Origin of the sequence: Corallococcus sp. CA049B (genome assembly GCF_003611685.1) — a bacterium.
GTDB classification, from domain to species: Bacteria; Myxococcota; Myxococcia; order Myxococcales; family Myxococcaceae; genus Corallococcus; species Corallococcus coralloides.
On sequence record NZ_RAWC01000216.1, the window covers coordinates 1 to 15343 of the forward strand.

At 69.1% G+C, this 15343-nt stretch carries 11 protein-coding genes and 1 pseudogene; 5 read left to right on the forward strand and 7 right to left on the reverse strand.

The window, feature by feature from the left end:
- Positions 1–613: pseudogene (locus D7W82_RS32055) on the reverse strand (hypothetical protein); the annotation flags it as partial.
- Positions 614–844: 231 nt separating this feature from the next.
- Here D7W82_RS32055 and D7W82_RS32060 point away from each other — a divergent pair.
- The gene (locus tag D7W82_RS32060) at positions 845–2113 is read left to right on the forward strand and encodes an MFS transporter (protein ID WP_120621963.1); all 1269 of its coding nucleotides are present in this window, start codon (positions 845–847) and stop codon (positions 2111–2113) included.
- 4 nt (positions 2114–2117) lie between these two features.
- Here the strand turns inward: D7W82_RS32060 and D7W82_RS32065 are convergent, their stop codons facing one another.
- Positions 2118–3182 carry a PQQ-binding-like beta-propeller repeat protein gene (locus D7W82_RS32065; RefSeq protein ID WP_233588059.1) on the reverse strand — a complete coding sequence of 355 codons (1065 nt, stop codon included), beginning with the start codon at positions 3180–3182 and terminating at the stop codon, positions 2118–2120.
- An 83-nt stretch (positions 3183–3265) separates the two neighbouring features.
- Here D7W82_RS32065 and add point away from each other — a divergent pair, with 83 nt between their 5' ends.
- The gene (gene add, locus D7W82_RS32070) at positions 3266–4429 is read left to right on the forward strand and encodes an adenosine deaminase (protein ID WP_120621955.1); all 1164 of its coding nucleotides are present in this window, start codon (positions 3266–3268) and stop codon (positions 4427–4429) included.
- Between the two features lie 10 nt (positions 4430–4439).
- Positions 4440–4928, forward strand: a complete 489-nt coding sequence (locus D7W82_RS32075; protein WP_120621956.1) for a hypothetical protein — start codon at positions 4440–4442, stop codon at positions 4926–4928.
- 68 nt (positions 4929–4996) lie between these two features.
- Here D7W82_RS32075 and glgC read toward each other — a convergent pair whose 3' ends face one another.
- Positions 4997–6226, reverse strand: coding sequence for a glucose-1-phosphate adenylyltransferase (gene glgC / locus D7W82_RS32080; RefSeq protein WP_120621957.1), 1230 nt, complete (start codon positions 6224–6226; stop codon positions 4997–4999).
- A 207-nt stretch (positions 6227–6433) separates the two neighbouring features.
- Here glgC and D7W82_RS32085 point away from each other — a divergent pair, with 207 nt between their 5' ends.
- Together D7W82_RS32085 and D7W82_RS32090 are read left to right on the forward strand one after the other, a co-directional pair.
- On the forward strand, positions 6434–7315 hold the full coding sequence (locus D7W82_RS32085) for a GGDEF domain-containing protein (protein ID WP_120621958.1): 882 nt from the start codon (positions 6434–6436) through the stop codon (positions 7313–7315).
- Positions 7316–7320: 5 nt separating this feature from the next.
- The gene (locus D7W82_RS32090; RefSeq protein WP_233588060.1) at positions 7321–7497 is read left to right on the forward strand and encodes a hypothetical protein; all 177 of its coding nucleotides are present in this window, start codon (positions 7321–7323) and stop codon (positions 7495–7497) included.
- 28 nt (positions 7498–7525) lie between these two features.
- On the opposite strand, the gene D7W82_RS32095 is transcribed toward D7W82_RS32090, so the two are convergent.
- The 4 genes from D7W82_RS32095 to D7W82_RS32110 are packed head-to-tail and all read right to left on the reverse strand — an operon-like array spanning position 7526 to position 15286.
- Positions 7526–8554: an NAD-dependent epimerase/dehydratase family protein gene (locus tag D7W82_RS32095; RefSeq protein ID WP_120621960.1), complete on the reverse strand. Its 1029-nt coding sequence runs from the start codon at positions 8552–8554 to the stop codon at positions 7526–7528.
- Complete coding sequence (locus D7W82_RS32100) at positions 8551–12960, reverse strand: AMP-binding protein (protein ID WP_120621961.1); 4410 nt, start codon at positions 12958–12960, stop codon at positions 8551–8553. The genes D7W82_RS32095 and D7W82_RS32100 overlap by 4 nt, the downstream gene beginning before the upstream one ends.
- Before the next feature lie 17 nt (positions 12961–12977).
- Positions 12978–14588 carry a lactate racemase domain-containing protein gene (locus tag D7W82_RS32105; protein ID WP_120621962.1) on the reverse strand — a complete coding sequence of 537 codons (1611 nt, stop codon included), beginning with the start codon at positions 14586–14588 and terminating at the stop codon, positions 12978–12980.
- A gap of 32 nt (positions 14589–14620) precedes the next feature.
- Entirely contained in the window at positions 14621–15286 is a 666-nt protein-coding gene (locus tag D7W82_RS32110) for an HAD family phosphatase (protein ID WP_120527701.1), read from the reverse strand.
- Positions 15287–15343: the final 57 nt, after the last annotated feature.

Genomic DNA, 15343 nt, shown 5'->3' on the forward strand with positions numbered 1-15343 from the left:
GTCCCCAGGAGTGATACCCGTCCAGCGCCGCGTGCACGCCCACCTGGACGAAGGCCCCGTCCACTGGAGCCTCGACCCCTTGTTCCGGCGCGGCGGGGACAGGAGGAGGCGCCGCCACCACGGGAGGAGGGGGAGGGGGCGCGACCACGTCACCCAGCGGTTCGCCCGCGTCCACCGCGCGCAGCGCCGAGCGCACCGCCAACGCCAGCGCCTCCGCGCCCACGGACCACGTCAGCGTCTCCGGCGCACCCTCCACCCGCGCGCTCCGCACGAACAGGTGGCCCGTGCGCGGAGCCGCCACCGACACCCGCAGCGCCGCTGCCTCGCGCGTGAACCACAACACCGCGCGAGCGTCCTTCCGTGAAGCCAGCCGCTCCGCCTCACGCCACGCGCCGCCAGGGCTCTCATCCATGGACGGCCCTGCTTCCGCTTCCAGGACCACCGGCAGGTCGCTGCTCTGCCCGCGCACGCGCTCCAGCAGCGCGCGGTCTTCGGAGGTGGCCACGCGCGCCACCGCCCGCCACGGCTCGGCCGCCCGCGCGGGGCTCCACAGGCCCAACACCAGGGCCAGCACCACCACGCCCTGCCTCGCGACGGCCTCCAACACGGACATGCAGTAAAACCTACCTTCCAGGGAATTCTACTGGAAGCTCCGCGCCGTGTGGATGGCCTGTCACGCTCCGATGGGGGCGGCGGGAGGGCGGAGGCCACCCATGCCCGTCCTCCCGGACCCGCCGGATGGGCAGGCGCGCGTCGGTGGATGTCTGTGATTGGCGAAGTGGCGGGCGCTGGAGGCGTGGAGTCCTCCTTCCCGACCGGTCCAGAAGCGGTAGTGTCGCGCACCATGAACCGCCTCCGGGAACTGCGCTCGGTCCTGAACCTCACCGTCCTCGTGGCGGGCTTGGGCTACTTCGTGGATCTCTTCGACATCACGCTCTTCGGCGTGGTGCGCGTCGCGTCGCTGAAGGACCTGGGCATCACGGACCCTTCCGACATCTTCCAGAAGGGGCTCTTCATCTACAACGCGCAGATGGCCGGGATGATGGTGGGCGGCCTCTTCTGGGGCCTGCTCGGGGACAAGCGGGGACGGCTGTCCGTGATGTTCGGCTCCATCCTCCTGTACTCGCTGGCGAACCTGCTCAACCCCTTCGTCTGGGACGTGAACAGCTACGCCGCCTGCCGCTTCCTCGGAGGCCTGGGCCTGGCGGGCGAATTGGGCGCGGCCATCACGCTGGTCGCCGAGTCCCTGCCCAAGGAGAAGCGCGGCCTGGGCACCACCGTCGTCGCCACGCTGGGCATGCTGGGCATCGTCGTCGCGGCGCTCGTCGCGCAGTACCTGCACTGGAAGGCGGCCTACGTGACGGGCGGCGTGCTGGGCCTGATGCTCCTCTTCGCGCGCTTCAAGGTGTCCGAGTCCGCCCTCTTCACCCAGAAGGCCGGCCCCGAGCGGGGCAACCCGCTCCTGCTCCTCACGGGCGGCCGCTTCACGAAGTACCTGGGCTGCATCCTCGTGGGCGTGCCCATCTACTTCACCACCGGCATCCTCTTCGTCTTCGCCCCGGAGCTGACGGCGGGCCTCCACGTGCAGGGCACGGTGACGGCCGGCAACGCCATCCTCTTCGGCAGCGTGGGCCTGACGCTGGGGGACCTGTCGTCCGGCTTGCTGAGCCAGTGGCTCCAGAGCCGCAAGCGCGCCGTGGGCTTCAGCCTGTGCGCCTGGTTCGCGCTGGTGCTCGTGTACGGGCTCATGCCGGGCCTCACCCCGGCGCTCATCTACGCGCTGACCTTCCTCATTGGCCTGAGCGTGGGCTACTGGGCGGTGCTCATCACCATGGCCGCCGAGCAGTTCGGCACCAACATCCGCGCCACCGTGGCCACGTCCGTGCCCAACTTCGTGCGCGGCTCCGCGGTGATCGCCGCCACCGCCTTCGGCCAGCTCAAGGGCTCCCTGGGCGTGGCGCACGCGGCGCTCGCCGTGGGCGCGGTGTGCTTCGTCCTGGCGCTCGTCGCCCTGGCGCGGCTGGCGGAGACCTTCCACCGCGACCTGGACTACGTGGAGTCCACGAGCGGCGCGAACGCGAACGCGGACGCCCCCACCGGCTCCGGCGCCTGAGACCTCAGGCGGGCGGCGGCACCCGCAGCCGCCACGCCAGCACGCGGCCGTCCAGCCCCAGCACGAACACCAGCGGGCCGCGCACCACCGGCCGCGTGCGCAGCGGCGTGTCCGCCCGCACCGTGAACGCGGGCCTCCAGCCCGGCGCCTTGAGCGCGACCAGGCGCCCCTCGTTGCCGGACGTGGGCACCAGCAGCAGGTCCTCCAGCCCCACCTGCACCCGGCCCACCAGCGGCGAGGGCAGCGCCACCCGCGCCACCTCCCGGCCCTCCCCGGTGGACAGCCCCACCAGCGACGACGGGCCCGCGCCCACCCACAGCGCGCCCAGCGCCCGCGCGGGCGGCCCCGTCACCCCGTCCGCGAACTGCTGCTCCCAGCGCGTACTCCCGTCCTTCACCGACAGCGCCAGCACCCGGCCCGGCCGGGTGGCCACGAACACGGTGTCTCGCTCCGAATCCAGCCCCACCACGTCCGTCACCGGCCGCGACCAGCGAGGCTCACCGCTCCGGGCGTCCAGCGCCCACAGCCCGGAGCCGAGCGGCACCACCAGCACGCCCGCCACCAACACCGGCGCCGCCCGGCGCCCCGGGGCCACGGATACCTGTGGCTCCAAGGATTCCACCATCGCGGGGGCCCTGGGCGCCGGCCGCTTCCAGCGCTCCTGTCCGGACTCCACCGCCAGGGCGCGCACCGCGCCGCCGGGGGCCACCAGGAAGACGGTGTGGCCCGCGTCGTCCACCACGGGCGGGGTCAGCACGGGCGGCTCGCCTCCCAGGCGCCAGCGCTCCTTGCCGTCCTTGAGTGACAGGCAGGCCACCTCGCCCACCACCGTCCCCACGACGACGCTCTCACCGGCCAGGGCGGGGGGCACCGCCACCTCGCGGCCCAGTCGGGTGGTCCACACCGGCCGGCCCTCGCGGTCCAGGCGCACCACCGCGCCCGCTTCGTTGCCCAGGAGCACCCCGTCCGAAAGGGCCGTGAGCCCCGTCCGCGAGGACGCATCGCTGGAGTACTGGAAGGCCGGCTCCACCGGCGCCCGCTGGCACGCCATGACGGCCAGCGTCAACATCAGGCAGCTCGGCAGGGGCAGGCGTGGACAGGCGCGGGACGGCATGGTTTGGGGGAGGATGACGCAAGCGAGGAACTTCGACCATGCCCACGATTCGTGAAGACGAAACCCCCAACGCCACCGGCATCCCTTCATCCGCCCGGCGTACGGACATCACCCCGCCTCCCACGCTGGCGGTGACGGAGGAGCTGCTCCACGCGCTCCCCAAGACGGACCTGCACTGCCACCTGGACGGGTCCATGCGGCTGAAGACCATCCTGGAGCTGGCCGAGCAGCAGAAGATCAAGCTCATGGCCGACACCGAGGACGGCCTGGCCAAGGCCATCCACATGGGCCAGGTGTGCAAGAGCCTGGAGGAGTACCTCGTCGCGTTCGACGTGACGCTCTCCGTCCTGCAGACGGCCGAGTCCCTCTACCGCGCCGCCTACGAGCTGGCCGTGGACGCCGCCGCGGAGAACGTGCGCTGGCTGGAGGTGCGCTACTCGCCCGCGCTGCACCTGCAGAAGGGCCTGAAGATGACCACCGTCATCGACTCCGTGCTGGAGGGCCTGCGCGCCGCCAAGAAGGAGACGGGCATCAAGTGCGCCGTCATCGTCTGCGGCATCCGCCACATCAACCCGCAGACGTCCATGCGCCTGGCGGAGCTGTCCGTGGCGTACAAGAACCGCGGCGTCGTGGGCTTCGACCTGGCGGGCGCGGAGGCCAGCTTCCCCGCGAAGGACCACCTGGACGCCTTCCGCCTCATCCTCAAGAACAACGTCAACTGCACCGCCCACGCCGGTGAGGCCTTCGGCCCGGAGTCCATCTCCCAGGCCATCCACTCGCTGGGCGCGCACCGCATCGGCCATGGCACCCGGCTGCGCGAGGACGGCGACCTGCTCAACTACGTCAACGACCACCGCATCCCCATGGAGGTCTGCCCGTCCTCCAACGTCCAGACGGGCGCGGTGTCCTCGCTGGAGTCCCACCCGCTCAAGTTCTATTTCGACTACGGCCTGCGGGTGACCATCAACACGGACAACCGCCTCATCACCGACACCACCGTGACGAAGGAGCTGTGGCTGGCCCACCGCGAGCTGGGCCTGTCGCTGGAGGACCTCACCACCATCATCGTGTCCGGCTTCAAGAGCTCCTTCCTGCCGTTCCGGGAGAAGCAGGACATGCTGCGGCAGGTGAACCAGGAGATCGCCACCACGCTCGCCGCCTTCGAGAAGCGCCCCGTCGCGGCCATGCGCCAGCCGGCCTGAGCCCCCCGCCATGGACGACACCCAAGGCCTTCCTCCGGCGCCGGACCTCGACCCCGCGCGCGCGAAGGCGGCCCAGGACCTCAAGGTTCCCGCCCTCATCATGATGGGGATGGGCGGGCTGTGGGTGCTGTACTCGCTCTTCGGGCTCTACCGGACGCTGTCCCCGGCGGGCATGGAGCAATTGCAGGGCGCCGTCGAAAAGGCCCTGGCGGTGTACCCGCCGGAGCTCCGGGTGCAGATGCGGGAGATCCTGTCCCACTTCCTGAGCCCGGCCTTCCTCACCCTCAGCGCCCTGCCCGGAGTCTGCCTCAACGGGCTGGTCGTCTTCGGGGCGTGGAAGATGAAGAACCTCCAGCTCCACGGGCTGGCCATGACGGTGGCCATCATCTGCTGCATCCCGTGCTGCGGCCCGGGGTGGGGCCTGGGGCTCATCCCCGGCATCTGGTCGCTCGTCGTGCTCAACCGCCCGCAGGTGAAGGCGGCCTTCCGCTCGAAGTGAAAAGCAGCGCGGGCGCCCCGGGAGTGACTCCGGGCGCGCCCGCGGCGTGAAGGCACCTGGCGCAACGCTCAGGTGACCTTCATCCCCTTGGGGATGACGACGACGCCGCCGGACGTGACGTGGAAGCGGCGCTTGTCCTCCACCGGGTCGTAGCCAATGGTCATCCCGGGCGGAATCTCCACGTTCTTGTCGATGATGGCCCGCTTGATGCGGCAGCGCCGGCCGATGGTGACGTTCTCGAAGAGGATGGAGTCCTCCACCTCCGAATACGAGTTCACCCGCACCTTCGGTGACAGCACGGAGCGGTGCACCTGGCCGCCGGAGATGATGCAGCCCTCCGCCACCAGCGAGTCCGTGGCGGTGCCCACGCGCTTGCTCTCCCGGTCCGCGAAGACGAACTTCGCCGGCGGGAAGTTGTTGGGCTGGGTGTGGATGGGCCAGCGGTCGTTGTAGAGGTTGAAGGTCGGGTCCACCTCCACCAGGTCCATGTTGGACTGGTAGTACACGTCGATGTTCCCCACGTCCCGCCAGTAGCCGCGCTCCTTGTCCTCCTGGCCGGCCACCGTGTTCTGGGCGAAGTCGTACACGTACACGGGCTCGTGCTTGTAGAGCTCGCTGATGATGGACTTGCCGAAGTCGTGCGCGCTCTTCTCATCCGCCGCGTCGCGCACCACCTGCTTCACCAGCGTGTCCGTGGTGAAGAGGTAGTTGCCCATGGAGGCCAGGCACATCTTCGGGTTGCCCGGCATGGGCGGCGGGTCCTTGGGCTTCTCCAGGAACTGGAGCATGCGCCCGTCCGGCCCCACGTCGATGATGCCGAACTCGCGCCCCTGCTCGATGGGCACGGGAATGGCGGCCACCGTGCACGCGGCCTTCCGTTCGATGTGGAAGTCCAGCATCTTGCGGACGTCCATCCGGTACACGTGGTCCGCGCCGAAGACGAAGATGTGGTCCGGCTCCTCGTCCGTGATGATGTTGAGGTTCTGGTAGATGGCGTCCGCGCTGCCCTTGTACCAGTCCACGCCGGTGCGCATCTGCGCGGGCACCGCCTCCACGTAGTGGCCCAGGAACGCCGTCATGCGCCACGCGCGCGACAGGTGGTTGTTGAGCGAGTCGCTCTTGTACTGGGTCAGCACCTTCATCCGGTACACGCCGGAGTTGGCGAAGTTGGAGAGGACGAAGTCGATGATGCGGTAGCGCCCACCGAACGGAACGGCGGGCTTCGCGCGCTCTCGGGTCAGGGGCTCCAGGCGCGTGCCCGCGCCTCCCGCAAGGATCATGGCCAGCAGCTTTGACATAGGTGCCGGCCACGTTAGCCCCCGGCCGCTGTCCCACAATGGCCGTGCGGCCCCTGCAAGCCTTTCCGTTGAGTGCCCAACCGGGCGGGGTGGATGGGCGGAAACCGACCTCCCGTTTTCGCGGCATGTAGGAGGAGGGGCGCAACCCCGTGCGTCCTCTTGGCTTGCGTGGCTTCCCCGGACCTTGCGTGCTAGCGTGGCCAGGCGATGTCTGGCGACCAAACGCGAGTCACCAAGATCTCCAGCCTCACCCCGGGACCCGAGCGCGGCACCGAGTGCTGCCTCGTGCAGATCCACGGCCCTGAGCTGGGCAAGAAGTACGTGCTGGAAGAGGCCGAGTTCACCATCGGCCGCGACCAGCACAACCACATCGTGGTGGACCTGGACAACGTGTCCCGCCGCCACGCGCGCATCTGGAGCCGTCAGGGCAAGACGTACGTGGAGGACCTCCAGTCCACCAACGGTACCTACCTGAACGACCGGGAGGTGCTCCAGGCGCAGCCGCTGCGCAGCGGGGACCTGGTGAAGGTGGGCGGCTCCATCTTCAAGTTCCTCGATGGCGACAACATCGAGACCCAGTACCACGAGACCATCTACACGCTGACCATCGCGGACGGTCTCACCGGCATCAACAACAAGCGCTACTTCGTGGAGTACCTGGAGCGGGAGATGGGCCGCTCGCACCGGTACCAGCGCACGCTGTCGTTGATGATGTTCGACATCGACCACTTCAAGCAGATCAACGACGTGCACGGCCACCTGGCCGGCGACTACGTGCTGCGTGAGATGGCCCAGTCCATCAAGCGGCTGGTGCGCCGCGAGCAGTGCTTCGCGCGCTACGGCGGTGAGGAGTTCGCCATCGTCATGCCGGAGGATGGGCCGGACAAGGCGCGCCTGTTCGCGGAGAAGATCCGCAAGCTGGTGGAGGACAAGCGCTTCGTCTTCGAGGACAAGGACATCCCCGTCACCATCTCCATTGGCGTGGCGGAGGTGGCCTCGGAGATGTCGGAGCCGTCCCAGTTCATCAAGGTGGCGGACGCGAACCTCTACAAGGCCAAGAAGACCGGCCGCAACCGCGTGGTGGGCTGAAGGCCATGGCGGACGAAGCCCGCGGCCCGTCCTTCCTGGCCCGGCTCGTCCTCGTCCTCTTGGGCGTGGCCTTCCTGGGCGCCGCCTGGGTGTGGCACCAGAAGGACACCGACCCGAACGCCGCCCGGCTCGTGGAGCGCGTGAGCGGCGGCCGGGTGCACGGCGGCGCGGCGAATCCTTGAGGCCGCCGCGCCCCTCTTTCCTGAAACGTCAGGTGCCTTCGCGCGACTCGGCCAGCCGGCCGCGGGTGCCGGGCAGGTTTCCGGGCGGCATCTTCCCGTAGAGGTACTGGACGGTGTCCAGCAGCGTCTCGTGGACGTCGCGCGCCTTGAAGCCCAGCTCGCGCTCGGCCTTGGCGGGCTCCAGGTAGAAGAAGTGCTCGCCAATCTCGACCTCCTGCGGGTCGAGCTTGGACACGGTGCCGCGCAGCTTCGCGAGCTGCTCCAGCAGCTTGCCGCCCCAGATGTTCACCTCGCGCGGCAGCTTCATGCGCGGGGCGGGCACGCCGGTGAGGCGCTGGAGCCGGTCGAAGAAGTCCGGCATGGCCATGTTCACGCCCATCAGGTGGCGGCCGTACACCTCGCCCCGGGTGAGCGCCTGCACGAAGGCATCCGCCGCGTCGCGCGCGTCCACGAAGGAGATGCCGCCGCCGGGCATGGCGGGAATCTCCCGGTTGAGGAACTTCACCACCGTCCAGGTGGAGGACAGGCGGTCATCCCCGGGCCCCATCAGCAGGCTGGGGTTGAGCACCACCAGCGGGACGGAGTGCTTGCGGCAGTACTCCAGCGCCAGCTTCTCTTCGTAGATTTTCGACAGGTAGTAGGGCCAGTTGGCGACGGTGGTGATGGGGTAGTCGTCGTCCTCCGTGCCCACGCGGTCCTCCTTCGACACCGCGATGGTGCCGGAGGTGGAGCCCAGGATGACGCGCTTGATGCCCGCTTCGCGCACGTCGCGCAGCAGCTCGCGCGTGCAGTCCACGTGCAGCTCGTACATCCGCCGCGCGTCCTTGTTCTGGAAGGAGACGAGCCCCGCCAGGTGGTAGACGGCGTCCACGCCCTCCAGCGCGCGGCGCACGGCGTCCCGGTCCTTGAGGTCGCCCTGCTGGACTTCGGTCTTCGCGAACGCGGGGCCTGACGGCTTCGAGCGCGCGATGAGGCGCACTTCGTGGCCCGCGGCCGTAAGCCTGGGCACCAGGTGCGTGCCCAGGAAACCCGTGCCTCCGGTGACGAGCAGCTTCACGCGTCCTTCCCTTCCGGCAGGGCCCGGGCGGGCGGGGTGAAGTCCCGGTCCGCGCCCACCTGCTCCAGGTCCAGCACCTTGCCCGCCCTCAGCGAGCGCACCGCTTCCTCCGCGATGTGCGTCACGTAGCGGTAGCCCTCCGAGCGCGACATGCCCTGCGCCCGGGCCTTCAGCGACGCGTACTCCAGCGCCGGGCCCACGTGGACCTCCAGCTCCTTCGTCTTCGGGAACATGGAGCCCTTGGGCAGCGCTTCGTACGCGCCGTGGATGTACAGCGGCAGCACGTCCACCCCGTAGGTGAGCGACAGGTAGCCCAGCGTCGGCTTGAACTCCATCAGCTCGCCCGTCTTGGAGCGCGTGCCCTCCGGGAAGATGAGGACGTTGAAGCCCTGCCGGAGCGCCTCGCCCGCCACGCGCAGCGACTCACGCAAGGAGCCCTGCCGGTCGATGGGGATGAGGTTCGTGAAGTTCTCGAACCACGCGCGCTTGAGCGGCGTGTCGAAGAAGTAGTCGCGCGCGGCCAGCGACACCAGCCGCTCGCCCTGGTCACCCAGCACCACGCGCACCAGCCCCGCGTCCAGGTGGCTGGCGTGGTTGGCGATGACGAGGAAGTTGCGGTTCTGCGGGATGAACGTCTTGCCCGTCACCTTCACGTCGAAGACGCCGCCGTAGAGCACCTTCTGCCCGAAGGACAGAAGCTGCCGGCCCAGCGCGGACACCGACTCCGGCACCGGAATCTCCGCCTCCTCCGCGCGCTCGGTTTCCTTCTTGATGTCGCGCGCGCGGGTCTCCTGCGAAGGCCTGCGTCCGGAGGCCACCACCAGCTTGCGCAGGTCCTCCACCGTCTGCACCTGCGTCAGGTCTTCGATGGCGGGCAGCGGCACGCCCGCGCCCTCCAGCGCCACGGACATCTCCGTGAGCATCAGCGAGTCGAAGCCCAGGTCGCCAATGAGCTGCGCGTCCGCCCGCACGTCCGACGCCGGGCGGTGGCAGACCTCCGCGATGAGCGGATAGAGCCAGTCCGACACGCCGCCCGTGGTGGGCGCCGCCTGCGCCTTCTCCTTCACGCGGCCCGCGCTGGCCGCCACGCGATCCAACCGCTGCAGCTCCTCCACCACGCGCTTGCGCTTCACCTTGCGGGTGGACGTGCGCGGCAGCTCGCCGTCCCAGAAGCGCAGCACCTTCACGCGCCGGTAGAAGGGCATGCCCGCGCTCACCTTGCGGAAGTGCTCCTCCAGCTCGTGGCGGACCTCTTCGCGCGGGCGGTCCTTGAAGTCCGGCACGCACAGGCACGCCACCTTCTCACCGCCGGCTTCGTCCGGCAGGCCGACGATGGACAGCTCCTTGATGTGCTCGTGCTCTTGGTACAGCTCCTCCAGCTCGTCCGGGTAGACGTTCTTGCCGTTGGCGTCGACGATGACGTCCTTGGCGCGGCCCATGAGGTACAGGCGGCCCTCGTCGTCCATGCGGCCCAGGTCGCCGGTGTGCAGCCAGCCGTCCTTCACCACGGCTTCGGTCGCCTCGCGGTCCCCGAAGTAGCCCGCCATCACGTTCGGGCCCTTGGCCAGCACCTCGCCAATGCCGTCGTTGTCCGGGTTGAGGATCTTGAACTCGATGCCCGGCAGCGCCTTGCCCACCGTGCCCTTCACGCGCTTGTTGGTGGCCTCGGACACCGCCAGCACCGGCGCGGCCTCCGTGAGGCCGTAGCCCTCGCGCATGGTGAAGCCCAGCTCGTGGAAGGCCTGGTGCACCTCCTCCGACAGCGCGGAGCCGCCGGACACCAGGACCTTCACCCGGCCGCCGAACTTGCGGTGCACCGGCCAGAACAGGAGCTTGCCCAGGTTGAGCGAGCTGCGGTTGCGCAGCTCCCCGTTGGCCGCCATCAGCGCCTTGAGCGCCTGCTCCACCAGCGGCGGCTGCGCGGCCATCTCCTGCGTAATCTTGCGGTGCAACAGCTGCCAGAGCGCGGGCACGCCAATCATCGCCGTCACGCGGCCCGTCTCGAAGACGTCACCCAGCCGGTCCGACGTGAGCTCGTCGATGTACGTGATTTCGGCGCCGCGCATGAACGGCGTGAGGAAGCCGGCGGAGAATTCAAAGGTGTGGTGCAGGGGAAGCACGGACAGCACGCCGTCGCCCACGCCCACGTCGAACGCGCCCGCCAGCTTCGCCACCAGCGCCGCGAAGTTGCGGTGGGTGAGCATCACGCCCTTGGGCGTGCCGGTGGTGCCGGAGGTGAAGATGACGCTCGCCACGTCGTCCGCGGCTGCGGACTTCCGCACCGGGCCAATGCGGTCCGGGAACGCCGGGTCGCCCGTCATGGCCTCCGCGAGGCTCGCCACGCCCACGCCCTCGCCCAGCGCCGTGAAGAGGCCGGGGAAGTCCTCCGCGGTCTGCTCGGACACGAGGCACTGCTTCGCCGCCGCGCGCTTCGCGATGTTGACCACCTCCGCTTCGGTGAGCGAGGGGTCCACCGGCACGGCGGTGCCGCCGGCGCGCAGGATGCCGAAGTAGCTGATGGCCCACTCCGGCCGGTTCTCCGACACCAGGAGGACGCGGTCGCCGCGCTTGATGCCCTGGGCCATCAGGTAGCTGCCCACGCGGGCCGCGTAGCGGTGCACCTCCCCGAAGGTGAAGCGCTCCTCCTTCTCCCCCGCGGCCATGCGGAACGCCACCCGGTGGCGGTACGCGTGCACGGTGGCCTCGAAGAGCTCCAGGAGGTCGCGGTGCGCGGGGATGGCGGTGCGCTTCTCGCGCTCCTCGTCCAGGCCCGGGAACACCCACTTCTCCAGGCCGGGCATGTGCGTGCCCAGGAAGTACTCGCGCCAGTCGATGCGGTCCGGCGCCCAGTCGATCTTCGCGCGGTCCGCCGGCACCATGCGCTCGTAGACGGAGCGGGTGTTGTCGCAGCGGAAGACGTAGCGGTTCTCCCAGAGGAAGGGGAGGAACAGGTCGATGAGGCCGCCGAGGCTGCCCGCCTGGGACTCCACCTCGTCCAGCGCGAGGCGGGCCTTGTCCATCATCGCCTGCACGCGGGGCGCGCCCCACGCGGGCCGCACCTCGTCCATGGCCTTCTTCAAGAGCTTCGCGCCCTTCGCCAGCATGGGCGCGCTGAGCAGCTGGAACTCCTGCTTGCTCACGGGCTGCGGCTCGAGGCGCGAGCGCAGCGAGTTGACCAGCGAGTTGCCCGTCTCGCGGTTGCGGTAGTAGCGGCGGCGGTACAGGCCCACCAGCTCCACGGAGCGGCTGGCGAGGAACGGGTTCACGTCACCGGACGCCAGGTTGTAGACGCGGCGCTCCTCCACCTGCATCGCGTGCGCGGTGATGCCCAGCGTGGCGCCCGCCACCTGGTCCACCGGGATGATGTCCAGGATGGCGTGGTCGCCCGCGGGGATGCCGCGCTGGCCCTTGATGCCCGCGTACGCCAGCGGCGCGGACGTGGTGAAGCCCTCGTTCCAGCCGGGGAAGGGGAAGTGCGCCGCGCTCTCCACGATGGAGGGCCGCACGATGGAGTAGCGAAGCCCCGGCGTCGCGGCCATCACCTGTTCACCCAGGTGCTTGGCGTACGTGTACGTGTTGGGCCAGCCCCAGTGCTGCGCGCGCTCCATGCCCGCGCGCACCAGCTCGCCGGAGAGCCACAGCTTGCGCTCGCGGCCCACGGCCAGGCGCAGCGTCTTCTCGTCCGTGGCGTCGCGGCCCTCCTCCTCCAGGCGGTCCAGCGCCTTCTGCCGGAAGATGGAGGTGAGCGCCTTGTCATCCGCCTGTTCGCGCAGGCGGGCCACGATCTTCTCCGCGTCCGCCAGCTCCTGCTCCAGGCTGAAGTCGCGCCCGTCCATCTCCCCGTGCTTGGGGAAGTAGCCCAGCACCGGCTCGTCCTCGAAGACGAGCCCGCTGCGGTTGCCCACCACGAACGCGGTGGACATGTGGATGAGCGGCACGCTCCAGCGCAGCGCCAGCGCCACCGCGTTCTTCACGCCGTGGGTGTTGACGTTGAGGCCCACCTCCAGCGACGGGTTGAAGGAGACCAGGCCCGCGCAGTTGACGATGGCGTGCACCTGCCCGGTGAGAGATGCGACCTGCGCCTCCTCCAGGCCCACCCAGGGGTCGGTGATGTCGCCATCCAGGATGGTGCACTTCTCCTGGATGAACGCCATGGCGCCTTCGTCGCCCAGGCGGTCGCGCAGCGGCTGGAAGGGCTCGCTGGGCGCCACCTTGTCGAAGAAGCGGCGCTCCGCGGACGCGGCGCTGCCCTTGCGCACGATGACGTAGACCCGGTCCAGCACGTCGCCGTAGTGGGAGAGCAGCATCGACAGCGTCACCTTGCCCACGAAGCCGGTGGTGCCGACGAAGACGATGCGCTTGCCGGTGAAGACCTGGGTGACGTTCAGCTCGGAGGGCGTGGCCATGTCCGTGTGCGACCCTTTCACTTCACGTCCACCATCACCGTGGGCGCGATGCGCAGCAGGCTGATGGACGCGGAGCGCCCCATGAAGCCGCGCGCCTCTTCAATCGCCTCGGAGAGGGTGTCGGTGCGGTCCCAGCCGAGCAGGGCCGGGACGTGGTTGTTCTCCGCGCCCGCGACGATGACCTTGCCTACGTGCTGGCGGCCATTCTCGCCCCAGTACCACATGTAGAAGGGGTGCACGCCGTGGTAGGCGTTGCCCTTCCTGTACAGGTGCACGTAGCTGGGGTTCTCCGCGAACTCCTTCTCGTACTTGTGCTCCAGCTTCATGGAGTCCCGCGTCTCCGGCAGCAGCCGGTGGAAGAACTCGATGTAGCTGGGGTGCTGCACGGGGTCGAACTCGTCGTAGGCCGGGTGCAGGAGGATGAGCACGCCCCCCTTCTTCACCAGCGGCACGCCCCGGTTGAGGTTGTAGAAGTAGCCCAGCCCCATCACCTGCACGAGCAGCGGGTTGAGGATGGAGTTGACGCTGTAGGGGCTGACGAACGGGATGGGGAAGATGACGATGTCGCTCTGCCCCTCCACCGGCACCACGTACTGCTTCCAGCTCTGCTCCAGCGTCTTCTGGTGCGTGGGCTCCGTGGCCCCCGCGAACACGCCCGTCACGTCATAGGGCGCGGGGATGGCGTTGAGCACCTTGCGCGCCGCCGCGCGGGGCAGCTTGGACAGCGTGAAGCGCAGGGCCTGGAACTTCAGCCGGTCCGCCTCCGTGTAGTCCTCTTCCTTCTTCGCCAGGAAGTCCGTGGGCGCGCCGAACATGCGGTTGTTCAGCGTGGTCTCGATGTGGAAGACCTTCAGCGTCTGGTCGATGACCGTGCCGATGCGCGAGTTCTTCGTGTAGAGCGCGCTCGCCTTCGGCTCCATGTAGGAGTCCGACTCGCGGATCGTCTTGGGGTTGTGGTGGTGCCGGAGCGACGCGTAGTTCGTCACGCCCGTGCCCATGGACTTGTGCCCGCCGTTCATGGGCACGAAGTTGATGTTCACGTAGACGATGAGGTCGCTCTCCGCCACGCGGCGGTTCACCGCCACCACTTCGTTGTGGCTGGTGCGCTCCAGCTCCGTGATGCCGTCCGGGTCTTCCGCGTCGTGGTTGTAGTAGCGGTCCGGGTAGTAGGCGTCGAAGATCTTCTCGCCCACCATGCGCTTCATCTCGCCTTCGGTCATCCGGCGGTGCAGCGCGTTGGCGATGACCAGGTGGACGTCATCCACGCCGGAGTCCGCGCACAGCTCCAGCACCACCTCCAGGATGGACTGGCGCACGTCCGGCGTGACCATGGGCGGCAGCGGGACGCTGATGTCGTCGATGACGCACGTCAGCCGCATGCCGGGCTTGAGCAGCGCGTGCAGCGGGTCCATGCCCTCCGGGTGGTTGATGGCCCAGCGGATGGCGGCCTTCACGTTGGGCACGCCCTCCAGCGGGGGGCGGGGGAAGATGACCCGGGTGCCCACGGGCAGGTCTTCCTGGAGGAAGCCCTCACCGTAGAAGAGCGCCCGCGGGGGGCTGCCCTTCTCCGTGATGACCACCTGGCTTTCCTCGTCGTACAGCTTCTGGAGCGTCTTGAGCGGGCGCATGGATGAAGGGGGCGGCGAAAGGGGTGGGGGGACTACTTCAGGTCCAGGATGGGCCAGTTGTACGCGCGCGCGAGCGAGCGCAGCCGCAGGTCCGGGTTCACCGCGGTGGGCCGTCCCACCACGGCGAGCATGGCGTAGTCGGAGGCGCTGTCCGAGTAGCCATGGCACTGGTTGAGGGCCAGGCCCTCGCGCTCGCAGTAGGCGCGGATGGCGTTGGCCTTGTTGGCGCCTTCGATGATGGGCGGAATCACCTTGCCGGTGGCCTTGCCGCCCACGAACTGCATCTTGTTGGCGATGACGTCGTCACAGCCCAGGTGCCGGGCCAGCGGGCGCATGGTGAAGTCCAGCGCTCCGGTGACGAGCACGATGCGGCAGCCGGCACGGCGCGCCTCGTCGATGAGGTCCTGCGTCTGCTCGTACAGGGCGGGCTTGAGGACGTCCTCGAACATGTCCTCCGCGATGGTGACGAGCCGGTCCTCGCTGAGGCCGGAGTAGTACCGGTAGAAGAATTCGTTGAAGGCCTTGCGGTTGACGGCATCCAGGATGCCGAACACCGGCAGACCCAGGGCGGTGCCCAGGGTTCGGCCCGCGATGCCCCGGAGCGAGCCCCGGTTCGTCGCGTAATAGGCATAGACGTGGACGATGTTCGTCCGGACCAGCGTCCCGTCGACGTCGAAGAAGGCTGCTTTGGCGGGCACTTTGGGGGGCATGGGCGGTCGGGCTTCCTCCCATCCTGGAGGGGGTGTGGTCAACGA